Genomic DNA, 17,597 nt, shown 5'->3' with positions numbered 1-17,597 from the left:
TCACGCCAAATCATGTCCCGCCGGGCATTTCTCGGCGGGTTGATGTCTTTTGCTTTTCCATCGACAGCGGGTGCCCGTAAGCCTCCACCGCAGCAAATTGCCGCCTTGGACTGGACCAGTGCGCAAAACCTGCTGGCGCTCGGTGCAAACGTCATCACGCTGCCCGAGCGCACACGTTACGGCGAGCGCGTGGTGGAGCCGGAGGCACTGCCCCACACCCACGATCTCGGTCTTCGCTCAGAGCCAAATCTTGAGCTGCTTGACAGCCTGTTCCCGGACCTGATCGTTCTGCATCCGGAACTCGACATGCTTCGGCCGGAACTGAATGCGATCGCGCCGGCAATTCTCTTCGATCCCGATGCGAATGACGACCCACAACGCATCGACAGGCTTACCAATGCCCGCATAAAACTTGAAAGGCTAGCCGGCAAGATTGCAAGGCCTAGTGCATTTTCCTCCTACATGAATGCCTACGAAGCAGGGATATCAGAGGCTGCGGCGAGATTGCGAGATTATGATGGGAGGGCGGTCTATATCGTCACCCTACTCGACACACGCCGTGCCCTCGTCTTCGGAAAGAACAGCCTTTTTCAAAGCCTGTTCGACCAGTTTTCTATCGAAAATGCATGGGATGGCCCGACCTCTTTTTATGGACATGCGACGATCACGATCGATGCCCTTGCGCAGCAGCCCCATGCAAGATTGTTGTCAGTCGGGCGCGAAAGCAGATTGCTTTTGCAAACGGCGCTGCGATCTCCAGTCATAGCCAGCCTTCCCTATGTTCGGGAAAACCGGGCCGTTGCGATCGACGACGTGCTATTTTACGGGGGCCTGCCTTCGGCGCGACGTTTTGCGCGACTGGCATCCTTCGCGTTGACGGAAACCACTGCGCCATGAGGCCGGGCGACATACTACGCCATCCTTCGACCATTCTCGGCATAATGGCGATATCAGCTGCAGCCGTCTGCCTGAAAAACATCTATGCCGTGCTGCCTCAGGGGGCAGGCATCAGCACGATCCTGTTTCCGAACCCGTCGAGCACGGCGGAACTGCTGCTCCAATATACCGTTATGCCGCGCATCGTGATGGCCCTAATGGCCGGCGGGGCACTCGGCCTCTCCGGCTCGCTTATGCAGCGGATCCTGAAAAACCCGCTGGCAGAACCCGCAACGCTCGGCGTTTCGGCGGGTGCGTACCTGACACTTGCAATTGCCGGCGTTTTCGCACCTTCCATCCTGCTCGTTGCCCAGACATGGATCGCGATTGCCGGCGCAGCGCTTGCGCTTCTTGCCGTTCTCGGCCTCTCCTGGAGAGGCGGCCTCTCAGCGGAGACCGTGACCCTGTCCGGCCTGATCGTCAGCCTTTACTGTGGGGCAGCCAGCGCCGTGCTGACGCTGTTCAACCATGACCTGCTTCTCGGACTGTTCATCTGGGGCGCGGGATATCTCGATCAGCAGGACTGGACCGGCGTGCTTTTTCTGGCACCCCGTCTTGCGTGTCTGGCAATCGCCATAGCGCTCATTCTGCGCCCACTGACGATCCTCTCGCTTGACGACCGGAGCGCCCGCAGCCTGGGTCTCTCCACCACGACCTTCCGCATTATCGCGCTGGTTCTGGTGACCGCGCTCACCGGGCTTGTAACGGCACAGGTCGGTATCATCAGCTTCATCGGCCTCGCCGCACCGGCGATTGCGGGTGGCCTCGGTATGCGACGTACCGGTGGAGCGATTGTGTGGTCGAGCCTGATCGGTGCACTGCTTCTGCTGCTGACGGATCAGATCGTGCTCTCCTTTCCCGTCACCTATCGGCTCTTCCCGGTTGGGACAATTACAGGCCTGCTGGCCGCACCACTGCTGATTGTGATAATCCGCCGGCTGAGACCGGCGAATGTGCCGGAGCAACGGGCGCGCCAAGGGGGTGCTCGAAAGAGGCATCCTATCCTGTTGCTGGCTGCGCTGATCCTTGTCAGCCTCCCACTTTTCTGGCTTGCAGTTGCCCTCGGCCGTGGATTGGGTGGCTGGGAACTCTCCAGTGGTGACACCCTCCTCAAACTTTCGACTTGGCGATTGCCACGGGCAGTGTGCGCCTTTGCCGGAGGTGCGATGCTGGCGCTGGCCGGCGCCATTCTGCAGCGCATGACATCAAATCCGCTGGCCTCGCCGGAAATTCTGGGCGTTTCCTCCGGCGCATTGGTCGGCACAATCCTGTTCATCATGGCAGTCGCACAGCCGACACGATGGGGACAGATCAGCGCTGGGGCAGCGGGTGCTTTCATTGTGCTCGTAGTCATGCTGATCCTGTCGCGCCGACCCGCGTATGGCGGAAACCGGCTGCTCCTGCTTGGCGTCTCGTTGAGTTCGATTTCCAGCTTTATCATCGCGCTGCTGATGACGAGCCAGGATCCTCGCTTGGGGCAGGTCCTGAGCTGGCTTTCGGGGTCGACCTACGCTGTGACCCCCTCTGATGCCATCGCCGCCGCCGTCGTGCTGTTTTTCGGCTGCCTCACCATTCCGCTAATTGCCCGCTGGCTTGAACTTCTGTCACTAGGTGAACCCGCGGCATCGTCCCTCGGCATACCCCTGATTGAAAGCCGCTCGATCCTGTTTTCGATCGCGGCGGTCATGACGGCTGTGGCAACAACGCTGGTCGGGCCGCTCAGTTTTTCGGGCTTGATGGGACCACATCTCGCTCGCCTCGCCGGCTTTCGGCGCCCCTCGATCCATCTTTTTTCCTCGGCTCTGACGGGTGGGCTTGTTCTCCTTATTGCCGACTGGGCCGGCAGAAACATGATCTTTCCATATCAAATCCCGGCAGGTCTGCTGGCAACACTCATCGGCGGGCCTTTCCTCCTCTTCTTGATCGGACGAAGGGCATGAGGAGAAATGGCAGTTTCCGGGCGATGCACGTGCTCTCCTCGACACGAATCGCACCGAAAATGCAGCGCCTCCGTCTCACGGGCAACGACCTGCATCATTTCGATACCGACGCCAACCTCCATGCCCGCGCATACATTCCGGCGCGATGGGATGCGGATAGCCTGGAAACGTTTCGGGCCTTCATCGCGGCCGAAAGTCGCGAGGGAAGCGAGCTCGTCGCAACCCGCTATTATACGATCCGTCGGATAGACGCGGACGCAGGTTGGCTGGACATCGACTTTGCGCTTCATGACACCGAGGGACCAGGCTGCCGTTTCGCCTGTACGGCAAAGGCGGGCGATATCTGCGGTCTCTCTGGCCCGTGCGGATTGGGCATAAAAAGGGCAAACCGATATCTGTTGGTCGGGGATGAAACGGCACTTCCCGCAATCGCCCGGATCACGGAGAATCTGGGAGACACTCCCGCAGTGCACACTTTTATTTTCGCAGAGCCGGAATACTTTCGATCCAGCGTGACAAACCCTGTGAGCCCAAAAAATGCTTGGATACCGGGTGAAGAACGACAGTCGTTCTTTTCGCGCCTCGACGAACTCCGAAGTGCGCACTATTCACCTGACGATCCGCACTTTATCTGGATTGCCGGGGAACGGACGCTCGTTCGCGCCCTTAACCCGCTCCTCTCCTTAACACGCAAGAACCGCCTATTGTGCGTCCCATATTGGGGGAAAAATGATGGATGATCTGAACCTGGTTCAAATGCACGATATGGGCTGACTACAGAATATCTGCAGGGCAGTGCAACTCGGTGATGCTAAGCCACGAATGGCCCCTCACCGCTCACCAAACCGGTCGAGCACGTTTCGCGTAACGGTGTGAACTTGCATGTCACCACGCGCGAGACCCGCCACCCACTCACAGGTCGCAACGGTAAAAATCTCGCCGCGCTCCTTCGCCCAGTGCACAATCATGCCGTTTCCGCGGGCGCTGGCATCCAGAGTTTCGGGAGTTACCGCGCCATAGAGGGATTGCGCTTTAAAGGCGGCATCCGACGCCTCGATATACTGCGTCTCGCCCCAAATCCGATTGTCGGTTTCGATGTTGGTCGCAAGGCCCATCGCGAGGATGGTGATATCGAGGGAGCCGCCATCAGTCCCCGTGGGAAACGGCAACCCGTCGTCCATGCGGTAGTCCAGCCCGTCCACCTCATAGCCGAAAACACGCGAGGCGGCGCCCAACTGGTCCCCGTAGCCCAGTCCGGCTCCGGCAAAGGCCCAATGTCCGGATCGATACACGGTAAAGCCACCCGACCCGAGGCCGACACATCGCCCGAGTCCCGTGTAGATCCCACGCAACGCATTAACCCCAAAGGTCAGCGCGCCGGGCCGATCGACGGGTGCGACCTCCCAGGCCCCGGTGACCAGATGAGCCTGCCCGGTTCCTGAAAGAGGATCATTTTCGGCCAGATATTTGTAGCAAATCTGTCGGCGGCCCTCGTCTTCCAGCCGCGTCTGCCACAGGAAATTGCCCGCAAAGCGCGCGACCTTGCCTCCACCAGCGACGAAGGCGTCGACGGCATCGCGCATCGCTGCGCTCCAGTATTCGTCATGCCCCACAAAGATCACGCAGCTGTGGCCGTCTAAAAGGCCCGGGTCAGCGTCGAGGTCATGCAGAGTGGCGAAGTCGAGATCATAACCGGCGCTCTCGGCCCAGCGAGCAAAGAGGCGTTCATAGCTCGCCCAGCCGGCCGAGGCATATTTCTTGGAATAGCCGTAGGCATAGGCCCATTCCATGTAGGGATAGCGCACCATGCCGTCGGGGCGTTGCGGCCCTTCTGGCAGCGCTCGCGGGGCGCCGGCGGGCAGCTTGCAGAATCCACGCGTCCAAGGGCGCTGCGTCGATAGAACCGGGGAAAAGGCGTTGCCCTCCGGTCCGGTGATGCCTTCGTAATGGTTGGAGCCGCCCCAGCAGTTGTAGGCCAGCCATGTGCCGGTCGCGCAAACCAGAACATAGGGGGCGCGGGGAAGGTGCCGGGCGCGGCGGACCAGAATAAGGTGGTGTTCCTCAATCCGGTCGCCATCGCGCTCGGCGATGAAGGTGATCAGGTATCCCCCCGGCCGCCAATCCGTCGGCACGATGAAGCGCGCACTCTCCGGCCAGCCGCAGCCCGTAACCGAACAATCGGCCGGCGTATCGTGGTGATGGCCCGGCAGGTTCTCGACGGCAAGGACCGGCTCATACCGGGAACCGTCACGCCCGACTTCGTAGGACCAGCGCTCTGCCGTCGTCGAGACGTGCAGGACGACTTCCTCGCCGGGCGCATAGGTCATGCGAGGGGTGTAGCCCCAGATTTCCAGCACTGCGGCGTCCCGCGACGGGCCGATATAGTAGTGATCGAGGATGTGACGCGCGCGGGCGCGCGTCCGTGGGGTTATGGCGGGACCTTTGCCTTCGGTGGTCATCACATCACTCCGGAAGATATCGCGCGGACCAGCTTTCGCCGGCGACGCCCGCCTCGATCATCGCCGCGATCTCGGCTTCGCTATAGCCGAGACGCGACAGGATCGCCCGCGTTTGTGCGCCAGGCTTCGGGGCTGCTGCGGGAACCGTGATCGTCGCGTGCTCGGGCCGCACGGCATTAGGTGCGACCAGATCGACCCAGCGACCCATCGGGTGGCCGTCATGGCGGATCGCGCGATAGGTCGCTTGCCGGATGTCGGCCGGCCCCTCGCTTTCATGATGCAGACCGGCCTGGCGATTGCCCGAGAGGGAGCCAAGCGGAACCACGCTGGCCGACCCTTCGCGGAATCGTCCTTGCCAATGGGAGACCGGGTGAAGGGCAAAGCGTTCCGCCAACCTCTCGATCAGCTCGTTTTTGCCAAGCCCGGCCAAGTCTTCCAGCTCAGGCACGCGGGCGAGTGCCCCGCCCCGTTCGGTGGGCGCGGCGAAGAACATCCAGTCTTCGGCGGCGCGATAGCAGTGATAAAACGCCCCCCATCCACGCGCCTGCCGCCCGGCGGGTTCGTCAAACGGCGCACGGCCGTCAAAATCATACATGAACTGCGCCTGGATCATCGCGCCGCAGCCGGCCAGCGCGGCGCGGGCGACACCGCCCTTGCCGGTAACCCGTCGCCGCTCCAACGCCGCACCGAGCGCAACACAGGCCATATAGCCTGTCAGCACATCGATGGTTCCAAAATGGGCGTGTTCCTCGGGAGTATCCAGCCCGCCGCCGAACCTCACCATCACTCCCGTCGCCGCTTGGGCAAGATCGTCATAGCCCAGATGATCGGACTTCGGCCCTCGCCGCGGTCCGCCCCATGCGTCTAGTTGCACCAAGATCGCCCGGGGATTGAGCGCCGCCAACCTCCCGGGCGAGAGGTTCAGGTCATCGCGCTGCTGGTCCGTGCCGTTCATCGTTACCACATCCGCATCGGCAATCAGCCGCTCCAGAGCCGCACGTCCCTGATCGCTGCCCAGATTGAGAAGCACGCTCTCCTTGCCCCGGTGGGCGTGCAGGCCGAACACGATCGCATTCCACGGATCAACCGAGGGATTGACTGGCTGTACCGAAGTGACCTTGGCGCCAAAGCGCGCCAAAGTCGATCCGATCGTCGGGCCTGCGATCACATTCGTCAGATCCACGACCTTCAGTCCATCAAGCCAGCCGCCCTTGTTCCTGCCTTGCGGGTGGGGCCGCGGCGGTTCAGCCATCAGACGAGGCAGGTCGTCGCGGAATTCGTCGGTCGTGGGCCCCGGCCGCTTCTCCAGGGCGCCATCGTCGCCCAGCAGCCATGCCAGGTTCCCCAATTGCCGCATCGGGCCATGGCGCGGATCGTCGACCTCCAACACCAGACCGGAGGCGCGCGCATGCGGATCGTCCAGCCATTCCCGCGTGCTGCGTTGCGCCGAGGCCGGCGCCTTTCCTGCACCGAAAAGCTCCTCCCATTCCCACGAGGGCCGTGTGAGAAAGGCGGCCTGCATGGCCTCAGCCACACGCTTGCGGTCGCGCGACCCAACGGGGTAGTTGCGCATCGCCCAGTCTTCGGGCCAGTCCTTCCGGTCGAGATAGGCGTCGAAATCCGGTAGCGTTGCGGCAAGGTCGTCCAGACCCAGCACATGCAGGACCCGCCGCGGATGCGTGACGATGGAGCAGGACACTACATAGAAGCCGCGCCCGTCGGCGCAGCGATAGGTTCGGTAAAAGGGGTCTAGGAACTCACCAAGATCGGCATAGCTGAGGTTCAGCGGTAGATTTTCCGCGCGACGGCGATCCAGTTCCACCTCGCGCGGGGATTTGTAGCGCTCCGGGTAGTCCTCGATCTGCTCGCAATTATAGACCAGTCCCTCGAACAGGGCCGACGCCAGTGGCACCTCGATATGCTCGCCACCCATCCTGTCTTTTGCCCCGAGTGCTAACAGAACTGACATGGCACCAAACGCTGCGCCATAAGCGGAGGCGAGGCCGAGCGGCGTGAAGGAGGGGTTGATCCCCATCAACTGCCGGTTCAGCCCCATATCGGTGAACTGCCCCGTGCGGGCGGCGATCACCGCCTCCCAGGCGGCCAGTGGCGCAAGCTCGGTGTCGGTTGAGGCAAAGCCGGGCAGTGAAAGCGAGATGATGCCAGGATTTGCCGCGCGCAGATCGGCTGGCCCCAGACCCAGCCGCGCCATGACGCCCGGCCGAAAATTGTCGATGACGACATCGGCGCGAGCGACCATCGCCAAAGCGGTTTGCCTACCGTTTTCCGTCTTGAGGTCGAGGGTCAACGCTCGCTTGCTGCGCGACAGCATTTCGAAAGCAGGATCGTGCCAACGCGGCCCGCCCGGCGGATCGATGCGGATGACCTCGGCGCCCAGATCGGCAAGCATCATGCCGACCATCGGTCCGGCAAGGTAGTGGCCAAAGTCCAGAACGCGGATGTGGTCGAGCGGACGGCGGTTCGTCATGAGGGTCTCCAGAACGGGTTTGGGCCAAACTAACCTTGATCATTGCATCCCGAGCATCATAATCTGCCAAATATGAAGCACGATCTGCCAAACGCACAAAAGTCGCTGCGCATCAACGTTCTGTTGTTCGAGGCCTTCTCGAATATGCTGCTCGCCTGTCTCATCGAACCCATGCGCGTGGTCCGCGACGAACATGGCGCGGAGATCACCTGGACGGTGCTGACACCTCATGACGAGGCCGTACGTTCGTCCAGCGGGTTGGCCATGGCGCCGGAGCAGCCGCTTGCGGAGACGGGTTCTTGCGATCTCCTGATACTGATCGGCGGCGACCGGTTTCGCGGCGACGCAAACGATCCCGCCGTGCGCCGTGCCTTGCGGCTGACCAGAAAGGCGGGTGCCGTCATCGCCGCCGATACCGGAGCGTGGCTTCTGGCGCGTGCCGGCTACCTGCATGGCCGTCGTGTGACGTTGCATTGGCAACTGCTGGCGGAGTTTTCCGAAACCTTCCCCGACGTGCAAGTTGTCTCCGCGCCTTTTGTGGTCGACGGACGATGGATGACGTGCGGCAGCGCGGCCGCGGCGATGGAATTGGCCTTACAGGAAATCACGCGCAGGTTCGGAGCGACCGCGCGTTTCGATGCCGCAGCGATGTTCCTGAACGGCCCGCGGATGACGAGGCCCGCCGAACCCGCCTTCGGGGCGTTTCCATCCCATCCCAACGCGCGCCTGCGCCAGGCACTGGACCAGATGACGGCCCATATCGAGCGGCCTCTTGCCTTACCGGAGATTGCCACTACCGCGGGCTTAACCTTGCGCACCATGGCCCGACTTTTCGAGGAAGAGCTGGGACTGTCACCGGGCCGCTGCTACCTCCACATGCGGTTGGCGCGGGCGCGGGAACATTTGCTTCAACCTGGGCTTACCAAAGCCGAAATCGCGGCGATGTGCGGGTTTTCATCTGCTGCCTCTTTGTCGCGAGCGTTGAGGCGAGCGCTTGGCTAAATTTCGGTTGCCGCAAAGCTCTTGATGGGATGTAAACCTCTGGCACCTGTTGTCAGCGGAAATGCAGTCCGCCCATCTGCCAATCTCCGTCCGCCGCCTTGAGCGGGATCGAACCGGCGGCGACGAATTCGTCTTTTGTGCGAATACCTGTTAGAGCAATAGCATGCTGAGAATGACGGTCGGACATCATCTTCAGGTTTGGAAACATTGGACCGAAGCTGGAGAGCATTTATGGGTTGGAAAACGCCAAAGTTTGAATACGTGAATGGGTATAAGATCATCGAGATCGATGGGCCTGCCTTCCAGGTTTCCGACGGCGACAGTCACTTGGGGGAGCCTTTCCCCTATTCCGGCGAGGCTGCTGCTTACGCGAACTCTTTGCCAAAGCGAGAACGGCACTGCGGCTAGGTAGAAGGCCTGTGAAAACCATCAGTAAGCTCCCTCAGTGAATGCGAAGCGGAATTTGACAAACGCACCTCTTCCCACATCCCTGGAGTTGCTTGGTTGGTCTGATTTCTTCGCAGATCAGATCAAGCCTGCCGAGGAAGACCTCGTGCCACGGCGTGTCGCATCAGTCCACCGGGCACGCATCGAGGCAATCGGTGTTGCAGGGCCAGTCGAGCTGGAACTTTCAGCCAATGCCAACACGGCGGATTTTGCGGTAGGCGACTGGGTACTAGCCGATCCGTCGTCTGACATGTTTGTTCGCCGGTTCAATCGAAAAACCGTTTTTCAGAGACGTCCGGAGGTCGGACGTGGCCAGCAACTCGTTGCTGCCAACGTCGATACACTGTTGATCGTGACATCGTGCAATGCCGATTTCAACACTGACCGGCTGGAACGTTATCTCGTCATGGCCAACCAGGCGGGAAGCAACCCGGTCGTCGTGCTGACAAAGGCTGACACCGCTGACGACGTTGGCCTTTTCCAGACGCAGGCCGAGGCTCTGCAGCGTGGCCTGCCTGTCATTGCACTGAATGGACGCTCCACCGATGTAAGCCTTCTTCTGCGTCGCTGGTGCGGTGCTGGCCAAACGATCGCCCTTGTTGGATCATCCGGGGTCGGAAAGTCGACGCTGGTGAACACGCTGACCGGTCCTGCCTATGGCTCGGAGCAGAAAACCGGCAGTATTCGCGAACATGATGCGCAAGGCCGTCACACCACGACCGCGCGATCCCTGCATGCCATTCCCGGTGGCGGTTGGGTTATCGATACGCCTGGAATTAGGACGCTCTACGTCAGCGATGTCACCGATGGCATCGACACGCTTTTTGCCGACATCGTGGAACTGGCGCCGCGTTGCCGATTTCGAGATTGTACCCATGTGCATGAACCGGGCTGCGCAGTTCAGGCTTCTGTCAAAAGCGGCACTTTGGCCGCCGACCGCGTTGAACGGTGGCGAAGCCTTGTTTTTGAGAACCGGGATAGAACACCGACCATCAGCGGCCCTCGCGGCAACAAAATTGTTCGAAAGCAGAAATATTGAAGGTCGGCACACTTTGACGGGATACGAACGGGCAACCGATCGCAGAAATGCACCATGAATTCGGCCGCATTGGCACCGGCGTCACGTAATCGACACGCTAACTCCAGGCGCGTACCGTTACACAAGCGGCAGCGCCAGCGTTCCATGGTCGTCATTTCGGGCGGCGACGACCTGTAAGCTACCGCCATGTGCCGGCAAGGCCGCGGCGGGATGGCCCGTATGGTCGAAGAGGCAGGTCAGCCGGACCAGTCCATAGGTGAAATCCCGCTTCTTTCCACCGACATCCAAGGTTGCCGCGGCTTTCGGTGCCTTGGCCATTGCAGTCGTGGGACTCACGATTGCCACGCCTTCTTCAAGGATCGAATCGACCGCCGCCCGCATCTGCTGGCGGTCGCGACAGGCGGCAAGGTATGCCGACATGCCGATCGATTCCGCATGATCGACGGCCCCCCGTCCCTCTCGCGGCAATTCGGCGCCGGGGATGACGAAGCCGCGGTAGAAGGCGGCCGTCTCGACGCAGAAGATCGTGCTGTGAACGCCGCTCACCCGATCGAGCGCAGGGAGGCGGGTTTCAGACAGCGTGATGCCGGCGCGTTCCAACGCTTTCAGCGTTTGAGCAAACGTTTCCTGTACGTCTTGCGCGCATTCCGCAATCCAATCGGGATCGAAGACGACATGCCGTGCCGCAGGGCTGGGCGACAGGTCGGGCGCAAGCGCGTTGGCCACCAGCGATAGATCCTCACGCGTGCGGGCCATCGGACCGACATGATCCAGCGACGGCACGAGGGGCCAGACACCTGCCAGGGACCACCGGCCGAAACTCGGTTTCAAACCCGCGACGCCACACAGCGCGGCAGGGATGCGAATCGATCCACCGGTATCGGTACCGATTGCCGCATGGCAAAGCCCCGCCGCCAGCGCCGCAGCGGAACCGCCCGACGAGCCGCCGACGGAGAGACCGGGATCGACCGGGTGCACCACCTCGGCGGTCCGCACCCCGAAGGCGCCGGGGTCGCTGATCGTGGTGCCGACAATCGTCGCGCCAAGCACGCGCAGCCGCGCGGCGACCCAGCTATCCGCCGATGCTTTCCGGTTCCGCAGGAAGCGCATGCCGGCGCTTGCATGCGCCGGCACCGTGTCGATGTTTTCCTTCACCGCCACGCAGAGCCCTGCAAGCGGCCCCGCGTCGCGGCCTGCCGCCCTTGCAGCATCGGCAGCGCGAGCCTCGGCGAGCGCCGTGGCTTCCAATGTCTCGCGATAGGCGTTGATCCGGGGATTCTCCCGGACGATGCACGCCAGCATCGCCCGGGCGATCTCCTCGGCACTTGCCGCGCCGGACAGGAAGGCGGCCCTTGCCGCCTTCCCCGAGGTGAGGATGTCGTTCAATTCAGGGTGCATCCGGGTACATCCGGGTCGATCTGGCCAAAATTCTCGACGGTTTCCCAATGGCCGTCAGGCGTGCCGCGGGCGAGGATGGAATTTGCGCGCAGGCAGTTGTTGGCGGCGAAATTCACCTTACCCTGCGGGGCGTCGAACTCCACCTCGCGCAGCGCCTTGATCACGGCCTCGCTGTCCGTCGATCCGGCCTTCTCCACGGCGGCGGCATAAAGGTATACACCGTCATAGGCCGCCTCGCCAATGGCGTTGATCGGCTTGTCGGCACCGTATTTCTTGGCGAAGGCCTCGGTGAAGATTTTGTTGCGCGGCGTGTCGAGCTTCATGAAATAGGCCTGGTTGGAAAGCGCGCCCGCCGTCAATTCCGGGTGGGCGAAGGAGAACAGCTCGTCCAGCGCATTGGAAAAGAGCTGCTGCTTGAAGCCGAAGGACTGGTATTGCTTCAGGGCCGTGATGACATCCGCGCCCGCCACCATCATCCAGATAAAATCGGGGTTGGCCGCCCGCGCGCGGTCGAAGATCGGTGCGAAGTCCTGCGTGCCGAACGGTGCGAACTCGGCGCCGAGCAGCTTGCCGCCGAGCTTTTCGATCTCCGTCTTGATGACCTCGGCCGAATTGCGCGGCCAGATGTAGTCGGAACCGATGACATAGACCGTCTTGCCGGTATTCTTTGTCAGCCAGCCGAGCGACGGCACGATCTGCTGGTTCGGCACCTGGCCCGTCGAGAAGAAGCTCCGGTCGCAGACGCCGCCCTCGTAATAGGTCGAGTACATCAGGATATGGTTCGCCGGGCTGGTGACCGAGCGGGCGGCGACATGCTCCAGCGAGGCGATCATGCCCATGGTCGCGGCGACTTCGTCCTCGAACACCAGCTTGCGCGCCTTCTCGATCGCGCCGCGGGTGGTGGTCTGGTCGTCCTCAACGACATATTCGATCTTGCGCCCGCCAATGCCGTTGGCCGCGTTCAGTTCTTCCACCGCGAGCTCGAAGCAGTGGAGCTGCGTTTCACCGAGAATGGTTTCAAGGCCGGTGAGACCCGACAGGAAGCCGAGCTTGATCGTGTCGGCGGCGCGCAGGATGGACGGTGCGCCGAGCGCCGAGGCGGCGGCGATGCCGGCAAGGCCCTGGAGCGCGCGGCGGCGGGTGATAAGCGTCATTGTAGTTCCCCTTTTGGTTCGCCTTGATGCAATCCCGGCCACCCGGGCGTCTTCAGATGGCCAGATACCGGTGAAGCGTCTCCTCTTCGAGCGTCTGCGGTGCGCTTTCGTGCACGATGCGCCCCTTCTCCATGAACAGCACCCGGTCGGCCGCCGAGAGGCCGAGATCGAGGTTCTGTTCCACCAGAAGCACGCCCAGACCCTTTTCGGCCGCGAGCTTGCGCAGGATATCGCCGATCATCTGAACGATGTTTGGCTGGATACCCTCGGACGGCTCGTCCAGAAGCAGGAAATCCGGCGCGGCGGCGAGCGCCCGGCCAAGCGCCAGCTGCTGCTGCTGCCCGCCCGAAAGCGTGCCGCCCAGCTGGTTGCGGCGCTCGGCAAGGATAGGGAACATCTCGAAGATCTCGGCCGGCACCGTCGCACTGCGGTCCCGGCGGGCACGCGTGCCCATCGTCAGGTTGTCTATCACCGAGAGCTTGTGGAAGATGCCGCGACCCTGTGGCACATAGGCAAGGCCTGACCGCGCGATCTTTTCCGGCGGCAAGCCGGCAACGGCGCTGCCGCTAAGCGCAACCCGTCCCGCCCAGGGCCGGTTGAGGCCGATCAAGGCCTTCATCAGGGTCGTCTTGCCGACGCCGTTGCGGCCGAGGATCGATACGACCTCGCCCTTTCGGACCGACAGGGTGACACCTTGCAGAACCTCGGTGCTGCCGTAGCCTGCGCGCAGATCGTTCACATCCAGCATCACGCACGCCCCAGATAGATATCGCGCACCATCGGGTCGCGCTCGATTGTCGCAAAATCGCCTTCCGCGACGAGCCGGCCCTGATGCATCACCACGGTCCGGGCGGAAAGCGCCCGCACGAAATGCATGTCATGGTCGATCACCACCACCGTGCATGTGCCGCGAAGCGACAGGAGGAGGTCGGCCACGGCCTGGGTCTCCTCCGGCGAAAGACCCGCCGTCGGCTCGTCGAGCAGCAGCAGGCGCGGCTTGCGGATCAGCCCCATGGCGATTTCCAGCCATTGCTTCTTGCCGTGGGCCAGCACCTCGGCGCGGATATCGCGCTCGGCGGCAAGCCCGGTGCGCGCCATCACTTCTTCCGTGTCGCCACCGCCAGCCACAGCCAGGTTTTCCGCGACCGTCAAAGAACCAAAGACCGACGGAACCTGGAACTTGCGGGCGATGCCGGCGCGGGCGATCGCATGGCGCGAGAGCCGATCGATCGGCTTGCCCTCGAACAGGATGCAGCCGGAACTCGGCGCGATCGCACCGCAGATCATGTTGAGCAGGGTGGATTTTCCGGCTCCGTTGGGTCCGATCACGCAGGAGACCTCTCCTGCGGCAAAGGTTACGCTGACACCCTCGACTGCGACCAGCCCGCCGAAGTGGCGGCCGAGACCTTCGGTGCGCAATTCTCCGCCGACCATCATGCCGCCCTCCCTTCCTTCATTGTCTTCCAGCGCGTCCAGAGTTTCTGCGCGGCAGCGGGCAGGCCATCGGGGAAGAAGAACACCATGGCGAGGAAGAACGCGCCGATGAACAGCGGCCAGGCCGACGCGCTGAGCGTGGAGACCTCCTGCTGCAGCCGCCAGACGATCATCGTTCCCGCGACGGCGCCGATGAGGGAACCGCGACCGCCGACCGCGACCCACATGATGACCTCGGTCGAGAGAAGAAGGGCGATCATGTCCGGAGCGACGAAGCCGGTTCCCGTGACATAGAGCGCGCCTGCAAGCCCCGCGATCAGCCCAGACAGGACGAAGACCACGAGCAGGTGAAGCGACGTGTTGTAGCCAAGCGTCTGGGCCTTGCGCTCGTCATCCTCGATTGCTCTCAGAACGAGCCCCCTCCGGCCGCGCAGCCCCGCCCAAAGGGTAAGCACGATACCGAACAGCACGGCAACCACGAGATAGTAGAAGACCTTGCCGGTGATCGGGATGCCGATGGTGAGCGGTGGCACGCCGATCAGACCGGCATCGCCGCCGGTGATGGAGGACCAGCCGATGGCGATCTGCTGTGCGATCAGGGTCAAGGCCAGCGTGACGATGGTGAAATAGGCTCCGCGCACCCCGCCGAAGATGACGAAATAGCCGACGGCGAGCGCGATCATGCCGGCAAGGCCGACGCCGAAGGCAAGCCCCGCAAGACTGCCCCAGGCCGCACCTGGCGCCACGTGGATCGTCATTATCGCCATACCGTACGCGCCCGCACCGAAGAAGGTGGCGTGGCCGAAGGAGAGGACGCCGGTACGCCCCCAGAAAAGATCGAGCGAGACGGCAAAGAGCGCGAAAAGCAGGATGTCGCGAAGGCCGGAGACCCCGGAAAACGAACCGAATGCCGGGTAGGCCGCGAGCGCCGCCATGATGGTGAAGGTGATGAAAAGCCAGGTCTTGTCGCGTTGTGTCATGCCGGCACCAGCCCCTGCGGACGGAACCGCACGATGACGACCGCAAGGATCAGCACGCTGGCCTGCGCCACGGTGATCGGTACGGTGGTGGAAAGCAGCGATTCCAGCCCTCCCACGAAGGCCGACCCGGCGACGACGCCGGGGATGGAGCCCGCGCCACCGACAAGGACGACGAAGAAGGACCGTGCAAGATAATTGACGCCCATCAGCGCCGTCACCGCGACGAGCGGGGCGATGAGAACGCCGGCAAGGGCCGCAAGCGCCGCTCCGCTTGCAAAGGCTCGGCGATAGACCCTCTCGGCATTCACGCCAAGCGCCCGCGCCATGCCCGCATTCTGGATCACCGCGCGGACATCAAGGCCGAAGGGGGTCTTCCGGAAGGCCAGCACACAGCCCGCCATGACCGCAAAGGCGAAGACGATGAGGAAGAGCCGGTAGGCCGGATAGGTGGTGCCGAGTATTTGCACCGAGGCCTCGAACGGCGCGGTCACCGGCCGGGGTGCGGCGCCATAGATCAGGATGATCGCCTGCTGCAGGATGAGGCTCAGCCCCCAGGTGGCGAGAATGGTGGAGATGGGCCTATCGTAGAGGCGCCGGATCACCGTAACCTCAAGGACCGTGCCGAGAAGATAGCCGACAACCGGCGCAACGATGAGCGCCAGCCAGAAAGAGCCGCCGGCCGCCTGTACCGTGAACAGCGTATAGGCCCCGATGGTCACGAACTCGCCGTGGCTGAGATTGATGATGCCCATCAGGCCGTAGATGATCGCAAGTCCCAAGGCGACGAGCATCAGGATGCTCATGAGCGTCAGCGCATTGAGGGAAAGTGAGATGATATCCGGCATCACAGTCCTCCCATCAAGCGGCAGGCCGCCTCGGCGGCATCGAGCACGAAGCCGTCTCCACCGCGTGGGCCGACGATCTGCAAGCCGATCGGCAGTCCTTCCGCCATTCCGCAGGAAAGAGTGCAGGCCGGCTGCTGCGACAGGTTGATCGGGTAGCTGAAACCTGCCCATTCGGTCCACCGCGACAGGCCGGAACCCTCCGGCACCTCCCGCCCGGCCGCAAAGGGCAGGCAGGCGGTGGTGGGGGAAAGAAGCAGATCATAATCTGCGAGCAGACGGTCCATCGCCGCACCAAAGCGGGCGCGAGCCTGCTGGGCGGAGATGTAGTCGATCAGGCTTAAGCGCGATCCTTCCGCCGCGGCCTCGAGGAAGCCGGGATCGAGGTCCCCATGCATGTCGGCCGGGATTTGGGCGAGGCGGCTTGCCGCGCCCGTCATCCAGTGCGCGTGGAACATCTCGTGCAGGTCGTCGCCTGGCAGCCGAACCGGCTCGACGATTGCGCCTGCAGCTTCGATCTGCCGGATCGAATCCAGGACAACCCGTTCAATGGCGGAATCCAGCGATCCCGTCGGCGGCGTCATCCAAAGAGCGACTTTTCGCCCCTTCCAGTCGAAGGGCCGGGGATCGAGCGAGGGCATCTCGCCCCAGGGCTGGCTCCAGTCCCGCAGGTTTCGTCCCGCCATGGCGGACAGCATCGCCCGCGCATCCGCCGGGCTGCGGGTCATCGGACCGATATGGGCGACCGTTCCGAAGACGCTTGGCGGATCGGCCGGGACACGGCCGAAGGTCGGCTTCAGGCCGAAGGTTCCGGTGAAGGCCGCCGGCACCCGGATCGATCCGCCGCCATCCGTGCCGAGGTGGAGGACGCCAGCGCCGGTCGCAGACGCAACAGCCGCGCCACCGGAGGAACCGCCGGGCGTCCGCTCAGGATTCCAGGGATTACGCGTGATCCCAAAGGCCGGGCTGTCGGTTACGGCCTTCCAGCCGAATTCCGGCGTCGTGGTCTGGCCGATGAAGACGGCCCCGGCCGCACGCATGCCCGCAACGGACGGCGCATCTCTGGTCATCGGTGCGGCATCGGTTGCCCGGCTTCCGTACCGCACCGACCACCCCTCGACATGCACGATGTCCTTGAGCGTGGCGGGCACGCCATCGATGGCAGAAAGCGCCGCGCCGGCCCGCCAACGGGTTTCGGCCGCCCGGGCCGCCTCCAGCGCGCCCGCATGATCGATGCGGGTGAAAGCATTGAAACGCCGCTGGACATCCTCGGCCCGGGCAAGGGCCGCGCGGGCGACCTCCACCGGCGAAAGCGTACCGGCCCCGAAAGCGGCGATCAGGGCGGCGACATCCATGCGGCAGAGGTCCAGCGCATCGGAGATTGGCGAGATGGACTGGCGGCTGCTGTTCAACGGCGTCTTCCCTCCTGAAAACCAGTGAAGACAGCATGGCCGAAACAGTGCATTCTATAAAATGCA

General features: G+C 62.9%; 15 protein-coding genes. 5 read left to right on the top strand and 10 right to left on the bottom strand.

What is annotated here, in order from left to right; genetic code table 11:
• Window positions 1-12 precede the first annotated feature (12 nt).
• Genes AC27VQ_RS08015 through AC27VQ_RS08005 form a run of 3 tightly spaced genes read left to right on the top strand, consistent with a single transcriptional unit; the run spans window position 13 to window position 3,616 of the window.
• On the top strand, window positions 13-897 hold the full coding sequence (locus AC27VQ_RS08015; RefSeq protein ID WP_488715853.1) for an ABC transporter substrate-binding protein: 885 nt from the start codon (window positions 13-15) through the stop codon (window positions 895-897).
• Window positions 894-2,876: a Fe(3+)-hydroxamate ABC transporter permease FhuB gene (gene fhuB, locus AC27VQ_RS08010; RefSeq protein WP_488715852.1), complete on the top strand. Its 1,983-nt coding sequence runs from the start codon at window positions 894-896 to the stop codon at window positions 2,874-2,876. The genes AC27VQ_RS08015 and fhuB overlap by 4 nt, the downstream gene beginning before the upstream one ends.
• Window positions 2,873-3,616: a siderophore-interacting protein gene (locus AC27VQ_RS08005; protein ID WP_488715851.1), complete on the top strand. Its 744-nt coding sequence runs from the start codon at window positions 2,873-2,875 to the stop codon at window positions 3,614-3,616. The genes fhuB and AC27VQ_RS08005 overlap by 4 nt, the downstream gene beginning before the upstream one ends.
• Before the next feature lie 90 nt (window positions 3,617-3,706).
• On the opposite strand, the gene AC27VQ_RS08000 is transcribed toward AC27VQ_RS08005, so the two are convergent.
• Window positions 3,707-5,335, bottom strand: coding sequence for a N,N-dimethylformamidase beta subunit family domain-containing protein (locus tag AC27VQ_RS08000; RefSeq protein WP_488715850.1), 1,629 nt, complete (start codon window positions 5,333-5,335; stop codon window positions 3,707-3,709).
• A gap of 4 nt (window positions 5,336-5,339) precedes the next feature.
• Entirely contained in the window at window positions 5,340-7,823 is a 2,484-nt protein-coding gene (locus AC27VQ_RS07995) for a CoA transferase (protein ID WP_488715849.1), read from the bottom strand.
• Window positions 7,824-7,895: 72 nt separating this feature from the next.
• Between AC27VQ_RS07995 and AC27VQ_RS07990 the strand changes: the two genes are divergently transcribed.
• A complete protein-coding gene (locus tag AC27VQ_RS07990) occupies window positions 7,896-8,825 on the top strand; it encodes a GlxA family transcriptional regulator (RefSeq protein WP_488715848.1) in 930 nt (309 codons plus the stop codon).
• A 52-nt stretch (window positions 8,826-8,877) separates the two neighbouring features.
• Here the strand turns inward: AC27VQ_RS07990 and AC27VQ_RS07985 are convergent, their stop codons facing one another.
• Window positions 8,878-9,054 (bottom strand): hypothetical protein, encoded by a 177-nt coding sequence (locus tag AC27VQ_RS07985; protein ID WP_488715847.1) that lies wholly within the window; start codon window positions 9,052-9,054, stop codon window positions 8,878-8,880.
• 234 nt (window positions 9,055-9,288) lie between these two features.
• Between AC27VQ_RS07985 and rsgA the strand changes: the two genes are divergently transcribed.
• Window positions 9,289-10,311, top strand: a complete 1,023-nt coding sequence (gene rsgA, locus AC27VQ_RS07980; protein ID WP_488715846.1) for a ribosome small subunit-dependent GTPase A — start codon at window positions 9,289-9,291, stop codon at window positions 10,309-10,311.
• Window positions 10,312-10,428: 117 nt separating this feature from the next.
• On the opposite strand, the gene AC27VQ_RS07975 is transcribed toward rsgA, so the two are convergent.
• The 7 genes from AC27VQ_RS07975 to AC27VQ_RS07945 are packed head-to-tail and all read right to left on the bottom strand — an operon-like array spanning window position 10,429 to window position 17,531.
• Window positions 10,429-11,697, bottom strand: coding sequence for an amidase (locus AC27VQ_RS07975; RefSeq protein ID WP_488715845.1), 1,269 nt, complete (start codon window positions 11,695-11,697; stop codon window positions 10,429-10,431).
• Window positions 11,694-12,863 carry a substrate-binding protein gene (locus AC27VQ_RS07970; RefSeq protein WP_421589929.1) on the bottom strand — a complete coding sequence of 390 codons (1,170 nt, stop codon included), beginning with the start codon at window positions 12,861-12,863 and terminating at the stop codon, window positions 11,694-11,696. Before AC27VQ_RS07970 ends, AC27VQ_RS07975 begins: the two co-directional genes overlap by 4 nt.
• A gap of 52 nt (window positions 12,864-12,915) precedes the next feature.
• The gene (urtE, locus tag AC27VQ_RS07965) at window positions 12,916-13,611 is read right to left on the bottom strand and encodes an urea ABC transporter ATP-binding subunit UrtE (protein ID WP_488715844.1); all 696 of its coding nucleotides are present in this window, start codon (window positions 13,609-13,611) and stop codon (window positions 12,916-12,918) included.
• On the bottom strand, window positions 13,611-14,300 hold the full coding sequence (locus AC27VQ_RS07960; RefSeq protein WP_488715843.1) for an ATP-binding cassette domain-containing protein: 690 nt from the start codon (window positions 14,298-14,300) through the stop codon (window positions 13,611-13,613). Before AC27VQ_RS07960 ends, urtE begins: the two co-directional genes overlap by 1 nt.
• On the bottom strand, window positions 14,297-15,277 hold the full coding sequence (locus AC27VQ_RS07955) for a branched-chain amino acid ABC transporter permease (RefSeq protein WP_488715842.1): 981 nt from the start codon (window positions 15,275-15,277) through the stop codon (window positions 14,297-14,299). The genes AC27VQ_RS07960 and AC27VQ_RS07955 overlap by 4 nt, the downstream gene beginning before the upstream one ends.
• Complete coding sequence (locus tag AC27VQ_RS07950; protein ID WP_488715841.1) at window positions 15,274-16,122, bottom strand: branched-chain amino acid ABC transporter permease; 849 nt, start codon at window positions 16,120-16,122, stop codon at window positions 15,274-15,276. Before AC27VQ_RS07950 ends, AC27VQ_RS07955 begins: the two co-directional genes overlap by 4 nt.
• Window positions 16,122-17,531, bottom strand: coding sequence for an amidase (locus AC27VQ_RS07945; RefSeq protein WP_488715840.1), 1,410 nt, complete (start codon window positions 17,529-17,531; stop codon window positions 16,122-16,124). The genes AC27VQ_RS07950 and AC27VQ_RS07945 overlap by 1 nt, the downstream gene beginning before the upstream one ends.
• Between the last annotated feature and the right edge of the window lie 66 nt (window positions 17,532-17,597).

This window comes from Shinella sp. 20P9.1.1, assembly GCF_057798995.1.
Note: the sequence above shows the minus strand (reverse complement) of the source record. Positions and strands in the feature narration are given on the sequence as shown.

Coding starts and splice junctions, on each gene's coding strand:
- AC27VQ_RS08015 (WP_488715853.1), top strand. CDS start 13: ATGTCCCGCCGGGCATTTCTCGGCGGGTTGATGTCTTTTGCTTTTCCA.
- fhuB (WP_488715852.1), top strand. CDS start 894: ATGAGGCCGGGCGACATACTACGCCATCCTTCGACCATTCTCGGCATA.
- AC27VQ_RS08005 (WP_488715851.1), top strand. CDS start 2,873: ATGAGGAGAAATGGCAGTTTCCGGGCGATGCACGTGCTCTCCTCGACA.
- AC27VQ_RS08000 (WP_488715850.1), bottom strand. CDS start 5,335: ATGACCACCGAAGGCAAAGGTCCCGCCATAACCCCACGGACGCGCGCC.
- AC27VQ_RS07995 (WP_488715849.1), bottom strand. CDS start 7,823: ATGACGAACCGCCGTCCGCTCGACCACATCCGCGTTCTGGACTTTGGC.
- AC27VQ_RS07990 (WP_488715848.1), top strand. CDS start 7,896: ATGAAGCACGATCTGCCAAACGCACAAAAGTCGCTGCGCATCAACGTT.
- AC27VQ_RS07985 (WP_488715847.1), bottom strand. CDS start 9,054: ATGCTCTCCAGCTTCGGTCCAATGTTTCCAAACCTGAAGATGATGTCC.
- AC27VQ_RS07970 (WP_421589929.1), bottom strand. CDS start 12,863: ATGACGCTTATCACCCGCCGCCGCGCGCTCCAGGGCCTTGCCGGCATC.
- urtE (WP_488715844.1), bottom strand. CDS start 13,611: ATGCTGGATGTGAACGATCTGCGCGCAGGCTACGGCAGCACCGAGGTT.
- AC27VQ_RS07960 (WP_488715843.1), bottom strand. CDS start 14,300: ATGATGGTCGGCGGAGAATTGCGCACCGAAGGTCTCGGCCGCCACTTC.
- AC27VQ_RS07955 (WP_488715842.1), bottom strand. CDS start 15,277: ATGACACAACGCGACAAGACCTGGCTTTTCATCACCTTCACCATCATG.
- AC27VQ_RS07950 (WP_488715841.1), bottom strand. CDS start 16,122: ATGCCGGATATCATCTCACTTTCCCTCAATGCGCTGACGCTCATGAGC.